The following is a 23421-nucleotide window of genomic DNA, read 5'->3' on the forward strand; positions in this document are numbered from 1 at the left end:
CCGTAACGCTCCAAGATGATAAGCTGAGTGGGCAGTGGTCGCATTTTCATTTGTCAGCCATTTTCCTAAATCGGAATTTCAAAAAAAGCCCAATTTCCCAGTATTAAATTGAGAAATTGGGCTTTTTTGTTACTCGATAAAAGCACCCTATAATGGAATAACACATTATTTTCATTACTTAGTTTCTTTAAGGATCATTACTTTTTTTTCTTATCGAATATACTAATCCTTTAATCCCTTTCCATTGAGAATATTCTGCATACATTTTTCAACTCTTGACTCTCGAGTTTTAGATTGTTTCGGTTGAGAAAAATGAAGAATGTATGCTCTTTGCCGTCCCGGGGTCAATGCTTCAAAAGCAGTTTTCAAGGCAGGGATTTCATCGAATTTGTTTTGAAGCTCATCAGGAATTATGAATTCTTCGTTCTTTTTAAAATTCACTTCCAAACCGGCTTTTTCAACTTCAATGGCCTCATGAATATAGGCTTTCAGAATGGTTTCCGTTGCAACTATTTCTTGAAGATTGGTGAACCGAATCTGGCGCGCCCCCTGTACATTCTCCGTTTGTTGGATTAGAATCCCATGGGTATCCTTTAACAAGGCACCTTTGTGAAACAGAAGCGCACAATATTCTTTAAATCCATGTATTAAAACGATGTTTTTTTTCTCAAACGTGTAACAAGGATGCATCCACTTAAATTCTTCGGTCAGCCCACAGTCAAGAACGATATTTCTCAGCGTCTCATATTCTTCCTTCCACTTTTTAGCTTTACCTAAAAATTCATCAACCTTAGGATTCATTCTACTATTTGACATCACGGAACACTCCTCTTTCCGAGCAGTTTGCTTTTCTTATGCGTTAGCTAAAAACTAAAAAACAGGTTCAGAGATTTGATCTTACATTTCCTCTAACAATTTATTAAGATCTTCGCCCATTTTCGCCCAACCATATTTCGCACCATTGAACGCTTGATCTTCTTTTTCGAATCCTGATTGTTCAAGATGTAAATAGGTTGTTCCATCCTCGTGCTTTAATGTCCATGTGACTGTAGTGTTTATCCCGCTACCTACCCAAGTGTAAGATAATCTATAAGGCTCCTCAACTTCAAGAACTTCGGAATCGATAACTAAATTCCACTGTTCATTCCGGAACTGAAATTTATGTCCGACGACAGGTCTAATATCATTAGCCATTACCCACTTCGCAAGAGTATTTGCATCCGTTAAGGCGAGCCATACCTTCTCGATTGGGCTCTTAAAATTAAAATCTTGTGATACTGTTAAATTCATCTTTTGTTCCTCCTCTAATATTTGGTTTAAAAGCAGCATTCTTTCACTCCAGAATTTCCTGTAAAACGATACCCAATCCTCAATTTCCCTCAACGGGGCAGCATTCAGCCGATAACGCGTTTCCCTGCCGATCTTTCTGCTGATTAAGAGACCAGCCTCTTTAAGGATTGTCAAATGCTTTGAAACCGCAGTACGGCCCATTTCAAAATGTATAGTCAACTCATTGAGTGGCAATTCTTCCACGTCCGCCAACAAACGTAGCAATTTACGTCTTGTTGGGTCAGCGATGGCTGCATAAATATCACGCTCTTGATTTTTCTCGTTCAAAATCACCCCCCCTTTTAATTGGACACCGATTGGTGTCTTTTATTATATGACACCAATCGGTGTCCTGTCAATTTTAGTATTGACACATGGTATTTGTTTTATTCTCCTATCATCAAGTATATAGGTTCCTTATTTTCTAGTTGTTCAAAAGATTAAGCTTCAACCTTATTAGATCCTTTTACAACTAAATTTCCCTGTTTGATACAGTACATTTGTTAAGAAACTAACACTTATACATAAATAACCAATTGTTAGCCGCTTTTTTTGCAAAAGATCAGAATCGAAAACGGGCATCCTAAAAAACTTCGTAAGCTTGGAAGTAAGCAGCGATATATCCTCATTGATAAGCAAAGTGGAAAGAATTTAACCGGCATCAATATCAGGCAATGCTCTTAATCATTCGCGAGGGCGGAGGTTTATTATTCCTTGATTCACTAGACAAATTGGGTAGAGATTATGATCGTATCATTCGAGAAAGGAAGTATATCCCCCGATATCCGAAAGCAGATATGAGACACATTTGATAGGAGGAAATCCAGAGGGTGAGGGTGATACGGGGGAATTAATGGTGAACAAATTTTAAATTCAACTTTCAAGTTGATTGGATCGGGTGTTCGAGACTCCTGCGGGAAAAGCGTGTCCAAGGAGACCCCGTAGGAGAGCGCCGAGGAGGCTCCCGGACCGCCCGCGGAAAGCGAGTGCCTGAAGAGGAAATCAATTACAAACCCTCGATATAATAAATTATTTGTCTATTTCAAGACTTTTTAACATTTGACGTAATGCTCCAAGATGATAAGCTGAGTGGGCAATGGTCGCATTTACATTTGTCAGCCATTTTCCTAAATCGATTGTATCGATTTCTTTGAAAAGAGTTACATATTCCTTATGTAATCCCTCCCTTATTTCCGCCCATTTCACCTCATCAACTTGAGCAATGGTCCAGCTTTCGTCCCAGTCTTTTTCAAAGTCTGTGCCACTAATCATTGTTCGGATTACCCATAAATAATACCGTGTGTGGTCTGAGTGAGCAGCAATGGTTGATCCATTTATGGAACGTGAAGCGTCTTCTGCGGTTAAACCATCAAGTGTCCCAAAAATCCCTGTATTCGGTCTTGAATCTGTATAATAGCTCCCATCATTTCCCGGTCCTTCAAACGTTTCTTTCAAAAGCATTTTTATCGAACTTTTCAACATCTCGCTCATCTCAAATCCCCCCAATTAATTTAATCGACTTCATTACTTTATAATACACTAAGACAAATCTATAATCGTTTATATTTTGTTAAATTAATCCAAAATTCCAGAAATTTAAAGATTTACTCTAGGTATGGATTTTCCTTTTACTTTTAGTGCATTTATGAACCTTAAATGGAATTTAACGCTGCTCTAAACGTGATAAAAAAAATAAAAAGGAACGGCCTTCAGTTTGTAGACAAAAGGACTTCGGAATTAATAAATTCAAAAAGAAGTCACTGGCAGCCTCAATTTTACGAACTAAATGGTTAGCTGGCATCAGTTGATATAAAGTAATCATTTCCAGTTGACTAGCTGAATGGAAAAATGTTTAGAAAGCATCCTCATCACCTCAAGTATTAGTAATTCCATTTTTAACAATGAAGACTTTAGGCAAAAGGGTTCTATCTAAAAGTTTAAAACAAAGTTGATTGGAGCGGGTGTGCGAGACTTCTGCGGGAAAAGCTAGTCCAGGGGAGATCCCGTAGGCGCAAAGGCGCCGAGAAGGCTCCCGGACCGCCCGTGGAAAGCGAGTGCCTGGAGAGGAAATCAGCGTTCAAATTGTAAAAACCGTAAAAAAACTGTCGACAAACTAGATTTTTATCGAGTTTGTCGACAGTTTGAAGGCCATTCCTTAAATAAAAAGGAACGGCCTAAAATATTTATCTGTCTGAAAATGCTAAGTCAAAAGTTTTAGTAGCTTTTCAATCGCTCCTCCAGGGACACAATTCTAAACTTTAACTCTTGATTCGAGTCTAAGCCCCCTATTACAATTTGATTATCTTCCGTAATCGTGACATATCTGAAGGTTTCTTCGCCGTGAATCTTTATTTTTGTCTCCAATGTCGTTTCCATTTTTGCAAAAACTTGATCTGTGTATGTAAGCGGAAGAAGATCATCTAATCCTTCTTCAGGGCTTCCGAGCCACTTAAACATGAAATCTTTCAATGAATATTGTTCAATCATCGATAAATGATTTTTAAAAATTAATTTGTCAATTGTTATCTCTTTCAACTTAACCACTCCTCAATAGTAACTAAAGTTTATATGGATAAACTCATAACATCAAGGGCATTCCAATGACAAACCATTACATTTTGATTACTTGCTGACTAAATAAACCCTTTCCTTCGAAAAAATGGAGTTATGTTACCTTGAAAATAAATTGGAGAATGATTTTTTTAAAAAATACGACTAGGATTAACATGTAGAGGGATTATTTGCTGAGATTTGCACTTTTTGGTATGGATGATTATCCGTGAAACAAGGATGTTCATTTCAGTCGAAAACAGCCTCCATTTGATTATGAAATGAAGGCTGTTTTTCTTATATGAAAAATGAATAAACTACCTTCAGTTAAAGCCATTAAATTATAATTCTTGTTTTCCTTTAACACCATTTATCGAATAGCTGATTTTAATGTTGGCATTTAATGAGTGATATACTGAACAGTACGTATTTTTGGATAATTGAATTGCACGGACCACTTTATCTTCAGGCAGATCACCCTCTAATAAATAGTGAATATGAAAATCGGTAAACCGTTTAGGATGATTTTCCGATCGTGCCCCTTCTATTTCTATTTGAAAGGCCTTTGTTTCAAATCGCATTTTTTTTAATATCATTACAATATCAATACCTGTGCACCCAGCAAGAGAATGTAAAAGTAACTCCGTGGGTCTGGCTCCGCTATTTTTTCCTCCTGCTTCTTCGGCAGCATCCATCTTAATTTCATGTCCCGACGGAGTTGTGCCAGAAAATGCCAGTTCCCCTGTCCATGTAATCATTGTCTTCATATATTTCAATTCCTCCCTTTCTTGTTGTTTTGTTCTGTTCTAAAAATAGTCCGTATTTCCATTTAACGTAAATGCATATCATTTAATTATTTAAAAATATTTCCCCAATGGGGTCAGTGCGTAAATATACAGTGCACTGGGCTTCTGGATTTCTTATACTCTAACTTTTGATGACTTTCCATACCTTATATTCTTCCCACAATACCTAATTAGTTAGTCATACTGTAAAATTTGAACATTGCCTTAAGGCACTCGCTTTCCATGGGTGGTCTTGCGCCCAGTGCGCCTCTGGACGCGCCCTTCCCGCAGGAGTCTCGAACACTGGTTCCAATCGACTTTGTATTAAATTTTAGATTGAAACACTCAAAAAAACATTCCAGGTGATTTAAGAAATCCGCTACCTTTCCGCTGACTGCCTGCCAATCCTTCTCGACGCAAGCGTCTGTGAGGTCTCGGCTAGCCAGCTTTTCGGCAGGAGTGTCGCAAATTTCTTCAACCTATTCAGGGGTTCATCCATATATTTATGTGTAAAAACAAGATGGATAACTAAGTTTACCTATAGAACATGGTTGTGAGAGCTTTTCGAACCGCCATTTTTGTATAAAATGGTTTTATTTCTTCATTTACCAAGCAGTTTTAAAGTTTCCTTCTCCACTCAAAGGAGTTTTATAACTATTATTTTCCCCATCTTGCCATGTGATATTGCCATTTTCATCTTTTAGGACGAACTTGAATTCATAAAATCGATTTGCGGCTAAAAGAAATGTTCCACTCCAGCTGCCTTCTGTGCTTTGAGTGAGTTTATATTCGTAATCCTCAGGATTCCATCTGCCTATTTCTCCTCTATCCCCAATTAAGTAAACTCCATGTGTGGCAGGTACATTTTCAACTGTGAATGTAACTGGAATGGACATGCCTTTCAATTTATCAGCCATCATCCTGAACTCATTTGTTGGATTTCCTTCATCGTCGAATAAATAGGACATCCTTAGCAAGGTAAATCCCTCAAAATCATGGTTAAAAACCATTTCTGCTATATTGTCAAAGCCCGCTTCATTGTTGATCAGCGGGAGTGCATTTTCCCCGTTTAATGAAATTCCTTTTTCATTAGCCAAAGAAGCAATATGGGTCACCAACGTCTTAGGAGCGCTATATGAAGGCGCAGTATGTGCATCTTGATCTCCCATTTCCAAACAGGTGAACGTGAGGGCCATCTTCGATTTTTTAAATTGATTCAATAATCGGGAGTAGTTATAATACCCTGCACTATACTCTGCTGAATGCGGCAGTACTGGATCATTCATTTTCCAATGGACGCCGGAGATTTTAGCTCCAATTGGAACGCCAAAGACTTCATCAAAATGTTTATGGGCAAATTTAGAGATTTTTGCAAGATGCTTTTCGAGTGCACCTTGATACCATTGCATAAAGTCGTATCCAAATTGAGTGTCGATTGCTCCGCCCCTGGTGAAAAATTCATCCCCATTTCCTGGCGGCTGAACCTCTTTCCAGTTTTTATACGTTTTGCCCCAGGCAGCATTTAATTTTTTTATTGTTGAATATTTTTCTCTCATGTTAAGCCTGAAATCACGTTTCGCTCCTTCTGTATAAGCTTGGAGCTGTCCCCTTTCAGGATATTCCCAGCCATCAGCATTTTGATAGGAGGGGTATCTTAGTTCCCCAGCTGGCCCTGCACTTAAATATATTTTAGCTATTAAATCCTTCTTATCAGCAAAGTTCACTGCAAAGGATTTATACAATTCGTTGTACTGATCGGCTGTACCTTCCCACCATGGAGCAAGTACTTCCTTATTCCAGAAACCACTTTCACTTTTGAATGCCATGTTTTCTAGAGTGTCTTTATTCCAGAGCCAACTCGGGATGGGATAGTTGCAATCGTCCCCCACATTACCGCCGCATTGATGTGTAGACAAAATGGGTACCCATTTTAAACCAGAAGCTTTTACGGTATCAGCGTATTTTTTATAATAAGACCAATCAAACTGATTATCTTTTTTACTCTCGACTAATCCCCACCAAATATCTGTCGTTATTGCATATACTCCATTTTCCTTCAACTGGGTTAACTGTGCTTCAAATGCCTCCCAATCTGTTATTTCACCCAATGGGGCCATTACATAAAGCTTGTAATCTGGTTTTACTTCTGCTATTCCAGGTGTATTTGATAAAGGAACAAAATACAGCATAAAGGTAAAAACACCAACAGATAATTTGTTCATAAAAACGCCAACCTTCCCCTATAACTTTATTCATTCGTTCATCGAAATCGCTTACATTCATTCGTTTTAATAAAGGAATTCCTATACTAGAAAGTATATTGCCTTTGGAAATATTTATCAATTATTCTGCCAGGGAAATTTAGTTCAAAACACAGCAAAGAAAAAATGGATAGTCTAAGAGACTATCCAGAGCAGCTGGTTATAAAACGATATAAACATTATCATCTTCTATTTCAACATTGAATGTCCTAACGCAACCATTATCAGGTTTTTGGACTTCTCCATTCTTGACACTGATTTTCCAGTCATGCATCGGGCAAAAGACGTGATCACCACTTACAATGCCTTCCACTAGAACCCCACCTTTATGTGGGCAACGATTTTCAATGGCCCGGAATTCACCATTTGCCAAATGAAAAAGAGCAATTTCATGAGAGCCTATGGTTACTGTTTTCCCCAGGTTTTTTGGCATCTCATTTACTGTTGAAACCTTTATCTTTTGAAGAGTTTTCCCCATTTAGGCTGCCCCCATATTCATTTATTTGATATAGCTGGAATTTTCACTTTTTGGAATAAACCGGTTTGGATTGCATTGCTCTCAATGATTTCTTTCCACGGTTCTTGCAATACGGATAAGGCCTCATCCAAGCGTTGATTAAGCTCCATCCTTTTTTGCTTATCACCAATAATCGCCTTAATGGTATCGAACCCTACACGCTCAACCCAGACAGATGTTCTTTCTAAATAATTGGCAGTCTCTCGATAATGTTGGATGTATGCACCCGTAATTTCAATTACCTCATCACTTGTTTTCACTTTGCATAATAATTCAGCAGCTCTTAAATGGGTTCCGCCGTTGCCGCCAATATAAATTTCCCATGCACCGTCCACTCCGACAACACCAAGATCTTTGATACCGGATTCAGCACAATTACGAGGACATGCCGACACAGCCATCTTAACCTTATGCGGTGTGCCTACACGTTCAAATTTCTTCTCCAGGGCAATGCCCAGCCCAATTGAATCTTGGGTGCCAAAGCGGCAAAAGTTTTCACCGACGCATGTTTTCACAGTTCGAAGGGTTTTTCCATAAGCATATCCAGAAGGCATATCCAGGTCAGCCCATACTTTTGGAAGGTCTTCTTTTTCAACGCCGAACAAATCTATTCTTTGCCCGCCTGTAACCTTAAGTAACTTAACATTATACTTATCGGCAACATTTGCTATTTTCCGTAATTGATCAGGATTAGTGACACCTCCATACATTCTTGGCACAACGGAAAATGTACCATCCTTTTGAATATTTGCATGTAGCCTTTCATTGACATAGCGGGATTCTTTTTCATCTTCATATTCAACAGGATGGATCATGCCTAAGTAATAGTTCAGTGCCGGTTTACACTTCGAGCAACCATCACTTGTATTCCAGCCGAGAACATTCATGACTTCCCGAGTATGGGTCAGATTTTTTTCGCGTATTTCAGCAACAACCTCATCTCTGGATAATGTGGTGCACGTGCATATGGATTCCTTCTGGTTTGACTTACTGAATTCAGCGCCTAATGTCAGCTCAAGAATATCGCCGACTAACGGCTTACACCCTCCGCATGATCTCGAAGCACTTGTGCAGCCTTTTACTTCCTCAATACTTGTTAACCCATTAGATTCGATAGCCGTCATAATATCGCCCTTGGTTACTCCATTACAACCACAGATGATTTCCTCATTTGACATCGCAGTGACAAGACTAACACTAGTTTCACTCGTTCCAGCGTTTAAATATTCGGAAACCTCGGCATTTTTATTGATCATGCTCAATAGGTTATTGCTTTCCTTTGTATCCCCGAATAATACCGCACCAGAAATTTTTCCATTTCGAATCATTACTTTTTTGTAAGTGCCATTCCATTCATTAAATTCCTTGATTGATTTAGCTTGTTCATCCTCGAAAATTTCTCCAGCCGAAAATACATCAACACCAGATATTTTTAACTTAGTAGAGAGCACTGAACCCTCGTAAGCTTTGTCTTCGAGGCCGCAAATCCTTTTGGCTAATACTTTGCCCTGTTCATATAGGGGAGCGACCAAACCATATACCATTTCACGGTGTTCCGCACATTCACCGACTGCAAAAATATTCGGGATTCTTGTCTCCATATAATCGTTCACGATAATTCCTCGATTGACAGGGATGCCGCAATCTTGGGCCATAGCAACATTTGGCTTAATCCCAACGGCCATGACTACTAAATCGGCGCTGATTTCCTCGCCATCACTAAAGCGCAATCCTTTGACATCAATTTCACCTAAAACCTCCTGAGTCTGTTTCCCAAGATAAAAATTCATCCCCTGGCTTTCAAGTTCCCTTTGCAGCATTTTTCCTGCTGCTGGATCTAACTGTCTATCCATCAAATATTCCGAAAGGTGAATAACATCTACCTGCATACCTAGATTCAAAAGACCCCTGGCTGCTTCAAGACCCAGTAATCCTCCACCAATGACAGCAGCCTTTTTGTTGTTTTTTGAATATTCGATCATTTTTTCACAGTCTTCAATATTTCGAAATGCTGTCACTCCTTTTTTATCAGCTCCGTTTATCGGTAAAATGAATGGGATTGATCCGGTAGCTAAAATTAATCGATCATATGCGACTTCACGATTTGCATCTGAATATATGATTTGCTTAGTGGTGTCGATGTTCGTGACAGTTTCACCTGAAAAAAGTGTAATATTGTTTTCTTTGTACCAGTTCCAATCATTTATTGTTATATCATCTATCGTCGTAGCCCCTTGCAATACATTCGATAGTTGGATTCGATCATAATTCGGATGCGGCTCACTTCCGAAGACAGTCACCTCAAACATTTCCGGTTGAATTTTCAAAATTTCTTCTATACATCTTACTCCAGCCATACCATTCCCAATAAGTGCCAATTTCTGCTTAGCCATGTTTTGTCCTCCAATAAGATTTTTTTGAAAGGATGATATGATTGATTATAGGTGACGTCACTTTTTATTGCCACAAGTGTGTAATAAAATCTTACATAGTTTTTAAAAATTAATAATTAATGTTAGTTTTTATTACAAATATTCAGAAAATTAGGATATAATATCCTTATTGATCTAGCACAAATCCAAAATGAGGTGATTTTCATCGTCCAGCAAAAAGAAACTTATTTAGACAGAAAAGTAATTTCCATAGGGGTGGTCAGAGAATTAACCGGACTATCCGATAGACAAATCCGTTACTATGAAGAAAGAAAACTCGTTTTCCCCGAAAGATCTAAGGGGGGTAACCGTAAATACTCTTTTTCCGACGTTAAGGCATTAGTGGAAATTGCCGATAAAATAGAGGATGGAGTGCAAACCAATGAAATTAGGCAGGAAAAATTAAAAGAGAACAGAAAAATTGAACAGGAAAAAATGCGAAAAAAAATGCTGCAGGGCCAATTAAATGCACACTTTGGCCTACGCAATTGATTTTCGCTAAGCAACCGCAATTATAAGCCGATTCACTACATACCGTAACTATGCATATTTCAAACTTCGATTAGCCAGGTAACAAATTCACTTTACATCTATAAAAACTGGACATGATGACTTTCATGTCCAGTTTTCATTTTCATTACAGTAAAAGTTTTTTGGCTAATCATTCCTCTTCTAAGCGAACTCCTTATCTTTTGTCTTCTCTGAAAACCATGATAGCTTCTCGGATAATTTCACCACTTCTCCTATTACAATCATTGCGGGATTGGCAACCTGCTCTCTTGTAATAATCCCCACTATTGAGTCGATTGTTCCTGTAAAAGTTCGTTGAAAACCTGTCGTTCCTTGTTCAATGACAGCGATGGCGGTTTCAGGCTTCTTTCCGCAGGATTGTAATTGTTTACAGATATATGGCAGGTTTTTAATACCCATATAAATTGCAATGGTGTCAACACCATGTGCCAAATGATGCCAATTGATGTTATCAGGTTTGCCGGTCACGCAGTGTCCCGTGACAATTGCGAAGGAACTCCCCCATTCCCTGTGAGTCACGGGAATTCCAGCATAAGCTGGCGCAGCGATTCCAGACGTGATTCCAGGAACTATTTCAAATTGAATTCCGTGCTTTACTAGTACTTCTGCTTCCTCACCGCCTCGTCCAAAGATGAAAGGATCTCCCCCTTTTAGACGAACAATCGTTTTTCCCTCCATTGATTTACTAATTAACAATTGGTGAATGTCCTCTTGAGGGACATAATGTTTACCAGGCGCTTTACCGCAATAAATATATTCAGCTTCAGGTTTACCGTATAAAAGCAATTCACGATTTACCAATCGATCATACAAGATGACATCCGCTTCCGCGATGAATTTGATTGCCTTGACAGTAATTAAGTCCGGATCACCAGGTCCGGCACCAACAATATAGACCTTACCTTTTTGCATCCTTTTTCCCCTTTTGTTGTTTAGTCATGAAAGCCCTGTGTAATTAGGCTCTGCTGTTCAATTATGATAAAACCAAAAATACATTATGATGAACGGGAAGAAAATCTCCCTTAATGAGACGTTAACTCAACTATTGGATGAACTTTTACAGCACTGACTTTAAAGCCAGGCATTTTGCATGTCGGGTCTAAATCCTGTGAAACGAGGCGATTGACATTTTGTGAGTCTGCCCAATGAAAAGGAACGAAAATTGTATCATGGCGAATGGTTGCTGACCATTTGCTTCTTACAACAATACTTCCCCGCCTTGATTCGATTTTCACCAATGTATTGTCTGGAATATGATATTTCTTTGCTGTTTCCGGATGGATTTCCATATATGATTCGAAATTTCTTGCGGCTAATGATGAGCTTTTTCTCGTTTGTACTCCTGTTAAATAATGTGACATGATTCTCCCTGTTGTTAAATAAAGGGGAAAATCCGAACATGGCTGTTCTTTTGGAACAAGAGGCACATTATTAACCACAACCATGGCCGCCTTTCCATCCGGATGGGCAAAGGACTTTTCAAATAACCTTTTTGTCCCTTTATGGTCAATGGTTGGGCATGGCCACAATATGCCTCCTTCTTTTCTTAATCGATCATATGTTATACCATAATAATCAGCGGTCCCCCCGCGGCTTGCCACTCTCAATTCTTCGAAAATCTCTTTCGCAGATTGAAAGGGGAAATACTCCTCTTTTCCAAGAGCTTTTGCTATATCACAAATGATTTGCCAATCATGCTTCACTTCCCCAGGGGAGGAAAAACTGGCTTCCCGCAAGGTCACCCGTCCTTCTAAATTTGTCATCGTTCCTTCATCCTCTAAATAAGACGAAGTAGGTAAAATTAAATCTGCCAATCTAGCAGTTTCAGAAACGAACATGTCTACTGCGACAAGAAACTTTAATTTTTTCAAAGCCTTTTTGACAAAGTTAGCATTGGGATTTGAAACAATTGGATTGGAACACATTAAAAACATGCCTGTAATTTCACCTTCATTTATCTTCTCTATCAATTCGTATGCCGATACGCCTTTACGCGGCAAATCGGCTTCATCAATTCCCCATATTCTTGCAATATGTAATCTATGTTCCTCATTTTCAATCATACGATACCCCGGCAGCTGGTCAGCCTTTTGGCCATGTTCTCTTGCTCCCTGCCCATTTCCCTGTCCAGTGATAGCTCCATAACCGGAATTCATTTTTCCTATTTTCCCTGTAGCAATAAGAATATTAAGAAAATTACGAACGGCGGCCGAACCATCTGTTTGCTGTTCAACTCCCCTTGCTGTAAAAATCATTCCTGATTCTTCTTTACCGAACATTGCAGCCGCTTTTTGAATTTGGTCGATAGGCACCCCTGTCATTTCTGCAATTTCCTCCAACTTTAAAGATGTAACATACTCTTTAACTTCGTTGTAGCCATTTGCACGGTCCCGGATAAATGCTTCATCAGTAAAACCTTCTTCAATGATCACTTTCAATAATCCGTTTGCCAAGGCGGCATCCATCCCTGGTTTTACTTTTAGATGTAAGTCGGCCATTTTCGTTGTTGCTGTTTCTCTTGGATCTACAGCAATGATATATGCCCCATTTTGTTTCGCTTTTTCGAAGTATGGCATGATTGTCGGCTGGCATTCCGCAATATTCGTGCCCGCCAAGATAATGCACTTTGTGAACGGAACCTCTGATAAGCTGTTGGTTAGGCCCCTGTCCATACCAAACGTTTGGCTTGCTGCCGAAGCAGCTGCGGACATGCACAATCGGCCATTATAATCTATATACTTTGTTTTTAAAGCTACTCTTGCAAATTTTCCAAGCAAATATGCTTCTTCATTTGAAATGGATGCACTCCCATATACAGATAAGGCATTTACACCATCTTCCGCTTGAATTCTTGTGAAATTCTCCTTAATGTGATTTAATGCCTCCTCCCAAGATATTCGAATAAATTCACCATTTTTTTTAAGTAATGGGTATTTGATTCGGTCGTTATGCAATGCATGTTGGTGTGCATTCATTCCTTTAATGCATAAGCGCCCCTCTGAGGTTGGATTATCTTTTCCAATCGTCATATACTTTTTTCTTGTCACTATTGTTTGTTCCAACAGCTGCATCTTACATTGCATACTGCAAAATGGACATTGTGTTTCATATCGTTTTTCTGATTGGACCTCTTGTTGCTTCGTGCGGAAATATTTTAATAATAATTCAGTCAAGGCTGCTCACCCTCTACTCTTTGATTTCTTCTGATACAAACATTATCCGTTTATCTAAAGGTATTTCCACTTAGTTCATTCACTCATCTACGCCATTTCTAATCGTTGAGATAGTTGCTGGCTAAGTTCATTATCAAACAAAACTTCTCTAACATGAATTAAACCCACTCGTTCAATCCATTGCCAAGTCCGTTCTAAGTAATTGGCTGTTTCACGATAATATTGAATAAAGCCGATGATGATTTCAATTGCTTCATCATTTGTCCCGGCTATACATAACAGTTCACCGGCACGAATATTACGTCCGCTGCTTCCGCCCACATATATTTCCCAGCCCCTGTCAACGCCCATGACACCTATATCTTTCGTTGTTGATCCTGCACCGTTATGCATACAAGCAGATATGCCCATCTTAATACGATAAGGTGTTGATACATGCTCCAATCTTTTTTCCAAATCTACAGCAAGTAAAAGGGATTGCTGTTTTTCACAAGAGCAAACATTCTCACCGATACATGTTTTGACGTTTTGAACGGTGTTACCATATTTCGAACTTAACGGCATGTCTAAATCAGCCCACACACCTGGAAGGTCTTCTTTTTTCACACCCATTAAATGAATCCTTTGTTCACTTGTTACCGCCACATGAGATATATCATATTTATCTGCAACATTTGCAATTTTTCGCAAGTCTTTCGCATTCGTCATCCCGCCGTACATTTGCGGGATAATAGAGTATCGATTATCACTTTGAACTGTTGCATTCTTTTTTTCATTTATGAATAGGGTTTGCTGCCTGGTCTCGTATTCTGGGTGAATCATCCCTAAATAATAGCTAAGGGCCGGCCGGCAAGTTGAACAGCCTCCGTCATTTCCCCATTGAAGAACATCCATTGCTTCTTCGACAGTTTTTAAGTCTTGGAGCTGCATTTTATACACGACTTCATCTTCCGTTAATGTAGTACATGAGCAAAACGCAGTTTGTTTCTCATCCTGAGTAGAGAGATTACTTTGAATATAGGTCAAAAGCTCGGTAACTGCCGGCTTACATCCACCGCAAGAACCGGTAGCCTTTGTGCATTGTTTAACTTGTTCCACTGTTGTTAATCCCTTTTTTTGAACCGCTTCAATGATTGCACCTTTTGAAACAGCATTACAATTGCACATGATTTCATGGTTTGCCATCGAAGCGATTATTCCCTCACCCGTACTTGGTGATTGGAACAGTGCACGCTTTTCCTCTGATGATACTAATTGGCGCTTTAAAATCATATCGAGTAATCGCGAGCTGATGTTTGTATCTCCATACAGCACAGCACCTATTATTTTTTTCCCTTGAAAAACCACCTTTTTATAAACACCATCTAATTCATCAATAGTTGTGATTGATTTCGTTGTTACATCACCAAGGAAATCTCCAACAGAGAATAACTCAACTCCTGATATTTTCAACTGGGTTGACAGGACCGAGCCTTGGTATCCGTTGCATTTCATCTCACAAATATGCTTTGCCAGCACTTCACCCTGTTCATATAGAGGTTTCACCAGTCCATAAACAATGCCTTGATGTTCAGCACATTCACCAACCGCATAAATATTTGGGATGCTGGTTTCTAAATAATCGTTTACAATAATGGCACGATTTGTATCAATTCCGCTTTCTTTGGCCAACTGAATATTCGGTCTGACTCCCACAGCCATAACGACCAAATCTGCTTCCAGCTCCGTTCCGTCTTTAAAACGGACGCGCTCTACACGTTCGTTGCCGATTAACTCCTGTGTTTCCTTTTTCAAAAGAAAATTCATTCCCTGGTTTTCCAACTCTTTTTGCAGCAAAAGTGATGCCTTTGAATCAAGCTGCCTTTCCATTAAATGGTCAGCAATATGAACGACATGCACTTCCATACCAAGGTTTAACAGCCCTCTCGCTGCTTCTAAACCTAATAAACCACCTCCGATAACGACAGCTTTTTTATATTTGCGTGAAGTTTCAATCATCTTTTGGCAATCTTCAATCGTCCGAAATGCTATGACGCCTTCTTTATCAACACCGGTAACAGGAAGAATAAACGGGACAGAACCTGTGGCAATTATCAGCTTATCGTAGTAAACTTCCCTTTCTTTGTCCGTTTTTAACTTCCGAGTCTCTTTATCAATTTTTACAACCGTTTCCCCTGTGAACAATTGGATATTGTTCTTCGTATACCAGTTTCGATCATTTATCGTAATATCTTCAAAAGAAGTGTTGCCTTGGAGCACAGTCGACAATAAGATTCGGTTATAGTTGACGTGTGGTTCACTGCCGAAAACAGTAATCTCAAAAGCAGCCGGATCATTCCTGATAATTGATTCAACACAGCGTAATCCCGCCATTCCGTTGCCTATAAGGACCAGTTTTTGTTTAAACATTTTATCCCCCCAATTAAGTACTGAAACAAGCCGATATAATTTGTAAACAAAATTCTAAATCTTAACTGAATTCTTTCCGAGTACCCACGTTTTTTTCCATGAAAGCTGAGCTAGACCCAGGATAAGCAACGCCACGATTCCAACTGCGGAAAATACTAAAAATCCTGTAGCATATGTGCCAGTAATCTGTTTTAACGTTCCTAGTATGTTTGGAACCAAGAATCCGCCAACACCTCCGGCAGCTCCTACAATTCCTGTGATAAAACCAATTTCTTTAGAAAACCGCTGTGGAACTAACTGAAAGACAGCCCCGTTGCCCATACCGAGAAATAGCATTCCGATGAACAACAGAATCGTAACGACAGTAAGGGAATAAAGAAAACTAATCCCAAACATACATAATGTGAGTCCAATAAATAAAAACATAAGCAGCTTAACTCCACCTATTTTATCGGCAATATATCCTCCGACGGGACGAAAGAAGCTTCCGGCGATGACACATAATGTAACAAATTCCCCAGCCCTAATTCGTGTTAGCCCATACTCATCAACAAAAAAGATGCTTAAAAAGCTGGTAAACCCGACAAAGCCCCCAAAAGTCACACTGTAAAGAATACAGAAATACCACGTATCCCTTATTTTAAATACATTGAAATATTCCTTGAGCGGTTTTGCAGGCGGTTGAGATGGTGCGTCTTTTGCGATTAAAATATAAATGACAAACACGATGGTTAAAGGAATCAAAGCTAATCCCATAACATTATGCCAGCCAAGAGACTCTGCAATACGCGGTCCAAACAATGTCGCAAAAAGAGTTCCGCTGTTACCGGCTCCCGCAATGCCCATCGCTAGACCCTGCAAATGCGGGGGGTACCAGCGGCTGGCCATTGGAAGTGCTGCAGCAAAACTTGCACCTGCCACTCCGAGCAAAATCCCAATTAAATAAAGCTCGGCTAAACTTTCTCCGAATAACCAACCCCAAAAAAGCGGAATCATCGTAACAAGCATCCCGCCGATCGCTGTTTTCCGCGGACCGATGCGATCAGTCAAAAAACCTAGGACGATTCGAAAAAACGAGCCTCCCAAAATCGGAATAGCCACAATCAAGCCTTTTTCAGCTGGGGAAAGCCCGAAATCCTTTGTAATATAGACACCAAGTGCACCTAATAATACCCAAATCATAAAACTGATATCAAAATAAAGGAATGAAGCTAATAATGACGGAGCATGACCGCTTTTTTTCAATTCAGATATTTTCACTTTTCATCTCTCCAATACTTTATTAATTGAATATTCGTTTATTTTACTCTTATAAAAGCAAGATTTCTTTGTTTATGTCAGAAAACATTACACACTTTTTTTGTAAGTTATAAAATGTGAATACTTTGAAGTCGTTATTGGTTAAAATTTAATAATTTCATTTCGTTTTTCCTATATAAATCGAATGATAATGTGGTTTACTTAGGTGAGGTGTAGTCCCAATCTTGTTTAAGTTATGGCAGGAGATATACCAAAGATACCTCCAATAACTTTTCCATTATCTCCATACAAAAAAAGAGAAGCCTAATGCTTAAGCTTCTCTTCCAGACTGTAGATCAACACGACTATTTAATTGAGTTTGTTTACAGTTTTAATATTGGTCCGTTAATTTCCACTCCAGGCACACACTTTTCCCGCAGGGGTCTCGAACACACGCTCCAATCAACTTTGTTATAACTATTATGATAGAAATCCTTTTGCCTACAGTCTTTTTGTTTAAAATAGAAGAAATAAAACTAGAGGTGATATCTATTCAGCGAGATTAGCTTAATATGATGATTGAATCTTCATTAGAAGGCGGGTTCTTCACACAGCACGAAATAAGGAACTTTTTCATATGATGTGTTATGAGCGGCATGAGATTTAATAATCTGATTATATCCGGGGAAAGGTTGGGTGCAATAATATGAAGCAATATCCATTTCATAACATCCCATTTCAAAATCTTCAGAAAAAAGACATGTCATTTGAAGAGGTATTCGTTCATATTGTTGAGTTCATGAAATTGAACCCTTCCGGTAACTATCGATTAATGGTCGGTACAGATTCGCAAGTACATAAAAAACATACTGTTTTCATTACGGGCATCGTGATACGGCAGGTCGGAAAAGGTGTATGGGGTTGTATAAGAAAAGTGATGATTCCTAGAAGGATGCTGCATTTACATGAACGTATTTCCCAAGAATTGTCGTTAACGGAGGAGATTGTGTCACTGTTTACAGAAGAAAGAAAAAACCAATTAATCGATATTGTCCTGCCTGCTGTATACCAAGGGGCAACGTTCACGATGGAGGGGCATATTGATATCGGGATTGGAAAGCGGAACAAAACCAGTGAGTTTGTAAAAGAAATGGTAGCCAGGATGGAATCCATGGGCGTGGAACCGAAAATCAAACCCAATGCTTTCGTCGCTTCAAGTTATGCCAACCGATATACAAAACAAGAGTAGATGTCTTTAGAAAATGTAATATTCCAAATCAACCTACACTGAATTTGTAAAGGGCTGTGAAAATAAATCAAGACAATTCTTATTGTACGGTATTTGAAAACAGCAAAAAACCGGCCTCAGACCGAGACCGGCTTCAACATTTAAAGATATAAGCCGCCATTGCCGTATTCAGTAAGAAAGTTTTAAACCACCACTCCTCAAAGTGGGTGTTTGCAGAAATAATCCTGTTGTCCAAGTCAGTGACGAGGCATAACATTCCTGTTTCAATATAAAACTCCCTATTACAGCTTAAAGGTTAAAACTTTATTATCATTACGAACAGTGCAGCTTGTATTGTTATAATACTTGAATTCCTCATATGTTACAATGTTAATTATCACCATATTAATAACCTATGGCTGACTAAGGGAATGGACGTCGTATTAGCCCTTTATAATAGCATTCGTTACAATCAAACTATTGATCAAAATAACCGATAAAATCCCCTTCGTCTTTATTTTGCAGATATAATACCGTTTCTTTGTCAGAAATAGTAGGCAGTCCAAAATTTTGTTCATACCTCTCAATTCCTTTACCTGTAATTATAATCCAATCCCCTTCCTTTCCAGCTTGTATCGCCTCCTGTATAGCAAGTGTTCTATCAGGAATAACCTTCCCATTTCCAGCAGAGTAATCGCTTTTCAGTTTATTTAGTGTCGATTCCATCCCCTCCATTCCCTCCGAATTCAGATCATCCATCGTCAAAATGGAAACATCACTATGTTCCGATGATACTTTAACCATTTCAGCCCTTTTGGTTGTATCTCGTCCACCTCGGAAACCAAAGATATGATAAATTTTTTTGGCTCCGCATTCTTTGGCAGTTTGAAGCATGTGATGTATGGCATCTGCAGTATGTGCATAATCGATGACGATTGTCGGTCCATATTCTTTCTTATACATTTCAAACCTTCCAGGCACACCGGAAAATTGTTTCAATGAAGTGAGAATTTCCTTTTTTGAAATTGGAAACATCTTCGCTACGGAATAGGCGGCAGTCGCGTTATATAAATTATGAAGTCCAGGTAAAGGTAACTCAATTTTCACAAAGTCATGATTCTCATTCAATAAAATAAAGGGATTTGTTGCAGTATTATAATTGGTGATGGTTAAATCGAAGCGATTGGATTTTCCAAAGACAAAGGCACTGACGTTCTTTTCCCGTAAGTATTCTTGTAGTCTTTCTCCCCAGAAATCATCCCCATTGATGATCGCAAGACCATTAGGTTTCAATTTTTCAAATAGAAGTAATTTTGCCAGGAAATAATCCTCCATCGTACCGTGGAAGTCGAGATGGTCATGATACAAATTCGTGAAGACACAGAAATCAAATTCAATTCCTTCTAAACGGTATTGAGCTAATCCATGTGAAGACACTTCCATTATGACAACCATGTCCCTACTTGCAGCCAGTAAGGAATTCAACTCCATGCTACCTGGAGTCGTATTATGGGAATCGACTTTGTTTCCATTGATAATATGCTGTATCGTACCAATGACGGAACAGGTTAACCCATTTTCTTTCAATATTTGCTGAAGCATATAACTCGTTGTGGTTTTTCCATTGGTACCTGTAATTCCTATCATTATTTTTTGCTTGCTTGGATCTCCATAAAACCTTTTGGCGATTAGCCCTAATGCTTTACGGCTGTTCTCCACTCGTAAATAAGGAACTTCCAAACCCTTAATATCGCGATCGCCAATCACAGCTGATGCCCCTAAACGAATTGCATCTTTAATGTAATTATGGCCATCTGACTTATATCCGGTTACGGCAACAAAAAGGTATCCCTTTTTTATTTCTTTAGAGTTATCGGTTACACCTGCGATGGATATATGTTCAACGTCCTTTGGCAAATCCCAGTTGATCGCATCTTTCAATATGTCTTTAAGGATCATTAACTTTTCTCCTTTTTCATTTAAGCTATTCACCTAACTTTTTTTGAAAATGAAATGCATAAGTTCCAACATGCCATTTTTAGTATTTACCAGTACTCTAAAAATAATTGTTAAACCAGAATTTGTTAGTTGAACAGTAAAAAGAAAAGCAGCCGATAAGGCTGCTTTTCTTGGCTATTGCTGTATAGAGGTGTGGGCACACCGCAGGATACTTACGATTGGATTTCCAGTGGTTTGGATTCGGCCTTTTGATTGTACAATGGCAAAATGAAAAACATTCCTATAATAAAAAAGAAAGCTGCGGTTTCAAATATGGCGACGAGTGAAAATTGCTCTTTCAGCACGCCTGCCGCACTCATGGTCAAAACCATCGATCCAGTGAATAATGGGCTTAAAATTCCATTGACCCTTCCAATGAACTCGCCTTCGGTTCTCTGCAATATCAATGTATTGATACCGATTTGGATACAAGGCAGCATTAGTCCATTAAAGAACTCGGCAGTAAGTGTAATCCAAAGATTTGTCGAAAGTCCCATTACCGCTAATCCAATGGCATTCACAAGCATTCCGAATGCTAATAATCTCTGAGGTGCCACTTTTTTGGCAAAAATCATCACCCCAGCTCCGCCTAAAATCATACCAAACCCATTCACCATAAATAACCATTGCAAATTTTCCTTAGGAAGTTCCAGTTGTTCGGTAACGAGAAATATAGAAAGTGGCTGAATGAAACCCAGTCCAAGCCCGGCTGCCAGAAAACATAATCCAAGCAAACTTAGTTCTTTTTTTCGCAACACATAGCTCACTCCGCTTTTCATTTCCTGCCATAACGTTGTTTTTGCTGTCTCTTCATTCAGTTTACGATCTTTTGGAAGAAAGGCGAGTGCTCCAGCTGAAAGTAAAAACGCCAGGCCAGTAATCGCAATCGAGATGTTTATCCCGAATGATTGGAAGGCAAATGTACCGAGAATCGGACCTAAAACCATAAATACTGCGAAGACGGTCTGATAAACGGACATCCCTGTCTGAATTTGACTTTCAGGCAAATGCATCTTAAATAGCTTCATGCCTGATGGCTGAGAAAATTGAGAAAGTATCGCCGAAATCAAAGTTGCGAAGAATACCATTTTCCAACTGCCAAAGATAAGCGAGATTAGCACAGCAAATACAGATATTGCACTTAATATATCACACCAAACCATCGTTTTTTTCGGACTCCAGCGGTCCGCAAACGTCCCTCCAATGAATGAAAAAATAAAGATGGGAGCAAATTCCGCTACTGATATCATGGAAATGGCAAAAGCATCCCCGTTTGTCTTTTCCATGACGAACAACAAAACTGCAAAATTCCGTACCCATATCCCTATTTGTAAAAACAGGCCAGAAAAGATAATGGCCCGGAATACACGATTTTTAAAAATGTTAGGTTCCTTATTACTTAATGTTACGGATGTGTTTTTTTCCATATAAAAACCTCCTGTGAGATTTCTGGACAGGAGGCAGTACAATACAAAATTAACAAACTAAAAGATCCCTAATGGACGGAACACAATGATCTTTGTTTGTATTTTAGTACAGACTAATCCTATCCAGAAAAAAAGTTCGTATTTAGCACGCATTTTTTCTCTTAAAGAATAGGATTAAATGATCATTGTTTAAAGGTCACCCTTCCATTTTATGCTAATTTGATAATAATCTATTTAATCTGATAAATCAAGGTGAAATTTATAAACAAAAACATTTTCCAGAAAAGTTTGTGCAATTCCCCGCATAAAAAAAGGCTCCCTATAAAAGAAAGCCACAGATCGGAGACAACTCGAATAAAGCAAGATTGCCTTCAGATTTTTCATTTAAAAACGTTCCAGTTTATTGATCGGGAGTTCGAGACTCCTGTGGGGAAAGCGGTGCAAAGGAGACCTCACAGGCGCAAAGGGCGGACCGCCCGCGGAAAACGATTGCTATACGGTCCAATCAACGTTCGAATACTTTCTTTATAAGAAGGCGTTTAATATCCTTAAGTTCCCGGGTACTGTCACTAATTTCGGTCCTTTCTTACACTCACCATCATTAGTTCATGATAATTCCCGGAATACCTCAGGCAATTGTGTTTCTTCTTTTAGTTCTCCAATATACGTTCTTGTTTAGGACTTCCCTGTACAAGTAAATGGGAAGATGGCATTAGAATTTTATGCTCATGAAGAGCAGTCATCATTTCAAACCTCACACTCCTTGATGTTTCAAAGTAATCATCAGGTTTCACAAGTCCCACAATGCATAGTTCATATCCAACATATTTAAGATTCGGATTTAAATCCGTAATGCCGATGTATCTAAAATCCTCTTCAGGTGTACCATCCTCTAGCCTTAGAAGGGTTTCACCATACTTCTCATTACAGATAAGGCATATATCCTCCAACAGCCGTTTTACCTTTTCTGGACTTTCTTGGTAGCTTACAGTGATACGCTCAATGATTCGCATTCTCCCTTTATTAAAATTTTGAATTGTCCTGATTTCACTGTGAGGGATTGTCAGCAATTTTCCTGACCATTCCCTGATCTGCATGAACCGGATACCTATTTCTTCAATTGTCCCTGAACTTGTCCCATTGAATGTAACGAAATTTCCCACCCGGAATTCATTATCTGAAAGCCTTACAAATCCCAATAAGATATCCTTAAGCATTTGCTGAGCCGCAAATCCTATAACGACCCCTACAATTCCAGCTCCAGCCATGATTCCCTTTATGTCTATAAACTGTCCAATCAGATAAATGAGGAAAAGTCCTGCTATGCCGTATCTAAGAGCAGACCGGGTAACTCCCTGTATCGTTCTTTCAACTTCTTCCACAAAAAAATTAGATCTTTTAAAGAACCATTCAACCATTTTATTCAAAATATAATAAACGGCCAATAAAAGTAAAGCCAATATAAATAGCCTCAATAACAAAAATTCTTGCAAATAATCCATAGCCCGCTCTGTAAATTTCAAGACATTCATGTTCCCAACT

Annotated in this window: 17 protein-coding genes, 1 other RNA gene and 1 pseudogene; 2 read left to right on the forward strand and 17 right to left on the reverse strand. The window is 38.9% G+C overall.

From position 1 onward, the window contains the following. Positions 1-222: 222 nt before the first annotated feature. The 9 genes and pseudogenes from ACQKMF_RS17365 to nirB (ACQKMF_RS17405) form a co-directional block, all read right to left on the reverse strand. Complete coding sequence (locus ACQKMF_RS17365; protein WP_427574229.1) at positions 223-816, reverse strand: YdeI/OmpD-associated family protein; 594 nt, start codon at positions 814-816, stop codon at positions 223-225. A gap of 81 nt (positions 817-897) precedes the next feature. Next, entirely contained in the window at positions 898-1290 is a 393-nt protein-coding gene (locus ACQKMF_RS17370) for an SRPBCC family protein (protein ID WP_427574481.1), read from the reverse strand. 93 nt (positions 1291-1383) lie between these two features. After that, positions 1384-1623: pseudogene (locus ACQKMF_RS17375) on the reverse strand (ArsR/SmtB family transcription factor); the annotation flags it as partial. A gap of 735 nt (positions 1624-2358) precedes the next feature. Continuing rightward, entirely contained in the window at positions 2359-2820 is a 462-nt protein-coding gene (locus ACQKMF_RS17380) for a hypothetical protein (protein WP_427574231.1), read from the reverse strand. Positions 2821-3543: 723 nt separating this feature from the next. Next, complete coding sequence (locus ACQKMF_RS17385; protein WP_063593579.1) at positions 3544-3864, reverse strand: hypothetical protein; 321 nt, start codon at positions 3862-3864, stop codon at positions 3544-3546. 356 nt (positions 3865-4220) lie between these two features. Beyond that, positions 4221-4646, reverse strand: a complete 426-nt coding sequence (locus tag ACQKMF_RS17390; RefSeq protein WP_101222189.1) for an OsmC family protein — start codon at positions 4644-4646, stop codon at positions 4221-4223. 623 nt (positions 4647-5269) lie between these two features. Beyond that, a complete protein-coding gene (locus ACQKMF_RS17395; RefSeq protein WP_427574234.1) occupies positions 5270-6886 on the reverse strand; it encodes a family 14 glycosylhydrolase in 1617 nt (538 codons plus the stop codon). Between the two features lie 199 nt (positions 6887-7085). After that, positions 7086-7403, reverse strand: coding sequence for a nitrite reductase small subunit NirD (gene nirD / locus ACQKMF_RS17400; protein ID WP_101222192.1), 318 nt, complete (start codon positions 7401-7403; stop codon positions 7086-7088). A gap of 17 nt (positions 7404-7420) precedes the next feature. Then, on the reverse strand, positions 7421-9835 hold the full coding sequence (gene nirB, locus ACQKMF_RS17405) for a nitrite reductase large subunit NirB (protein WP_427574237.1): 2415 nt from the start codon (positions 9833-9835) through the stop codon (positions 7421-7423). Positions 9836-10039: 204 nt separating this feature from the next. On the opposite strand from nirB (ACQKMF_RS17405), the gene ACQKMF_RS17410 reads away from it, so the two are divergent. Continuing rightward, the gene (locus ACQKMF_RS17410) at positions 10040-10366 is read left to right on the forward strand and encodes a MerR family transcriptional regulator (RefSeq protein ID WP_101222264.1); all 327 of its coding nucleotides are present in this window, start codon (positions 10040-10042) and stop codon (positions 10364-10366) included. 180 nt (positions 10367-10546) lie between these two features. Here the strand turns inward: ACQKMF_RS17410 and cobA are convergent, their stop codons facing one another. The 4 genes from cobA to ACQKMF_RS17430 all read right to left on the reverse strand — a co-directional run bounded on the left by cobA (position 10547) and on the right by ACQKMF_RS17430 (position 17247). Beyond that, positions 10547-11317: a uroporphyrinogen-III C-methyltransferase gene (cobA, locus tag ACQKMF_RS17415; protein ID WP_427574239.1), complete on the reverse strand. Its 771-nt coding sequence runs from the start codon at positions 11315-11317 to the stop codon at positions 10547-10549. 110 nt (positions 11318-11427) lie between these two features. Further along, complete coding sequence (gene nasC / locus ACQKMF_RS17420; RefSeq protein ID WP_427574241.1) at positions 11428-13578, reverse strand: assimilatory nitrate reductase catalytic subunit NasC; 2151 nt, start codon at positions 13576-13578, stop codon at positions 11428-11430. Positions 13579-13665: 87 nt separating this feature from the next. Beyond that, a complete protein-coding gene (nirB, locus tag ACQKMF_RS17425) occupies positions 13666-15987 on the reverse strand; it encodes a nitrite reductase large subunit NirB (RefSeq protein ID WP_427574243.1) in 2322 nt (773 codons plus the stop codon). Positions 15988-16041: 54 nt separating this feature from the next. Continuing rightward, entirely contained in the window at positions 16042-17247 is a 1206-nt protein-coding gene (locus ACQKMF_RS17430; protein WP_427574245.1) for a nitrate/nitrite transporter, read from the reverse strand. 685 nt (positions 17248-17932) lie between these two features. Between ACQKMF_RS17430 and ACQKMF_RS17435 the strand changes: the two genes are divergently transcribed. Further along, positions 17933-18475 (forward strand): ribonuclease H-like YkuK family protein, encoded by a 543-nt coding sequence (locus ACQKMF_RS17435; protein ID WP_230175939.1) that lies wholly within the window; start codon positions 17933-17935, stop codon positions 18473-18475. A 146-nt stretch (positions 18476-18621) separates the two neighbouring features. Here ACQKMF_RS17435 and ssrS read toward each other — a convergent pair. The 4 genes from ssrS to ACQKMF_RS17455 all read right to left on the reverse strand — a co-directional run bounded on the left by ssrS (position 18622) and on the right by ACQKMF_RS17455 (position 23411). Then, positions 18622-18808, reverse strand: a non-coding RNA gene (gene ssrS, locus ACQKMF_RS17440) — 6S RNA. A 123-nt stretch (positions 18809-18931) separates the two neighbouring features. After that, on the reverse strand, positions 18932-20413 hold the full coding sequence (locus ACQKMF_RS17445; RefSeq protein WP_427574247.1) for a UDP-N-acetylmuramoyl-L-alanyl-D-glutamate--2,6-diaminopimelate ligase: 1482 nt from the start codon (positions 20411-20413) through the stop codon (positions 18932-18934). Positions 20414-20625: 212 nt separating this feature from the next. Continuing rightward, positions 20626-21879, reverse strand: a complete 1254-nt coding sequence (locus ACQKMF_RS17450; protein WP_101222199.1) for an MFS transporter — start codon at positions 21877-21879, stop codon at positions 20626-20628. A 650-nt stretch (positions 21880-22529) separates the two neighbouring features. After that, a complete protein-coding gene (locus ACQKMF_RS17455) occupies positions 22530-23411 on the reverse strand; it encodes a mechanosensitive ion channel family protein (RefSeq protein WP_260357700.1) in 882 nt (293 codons plus the stop codon). Between the last annotated feature and the right edge of the window lie 10 nt (positions 23412-23421).

The organism is Peribacillus sp. NPDC101480 (assembly GCF_050277335.1).
Lineage (GTDB): Bacteria > Bacillota > Bacilli > Bacillales > DSM-1321 > Peribacillus.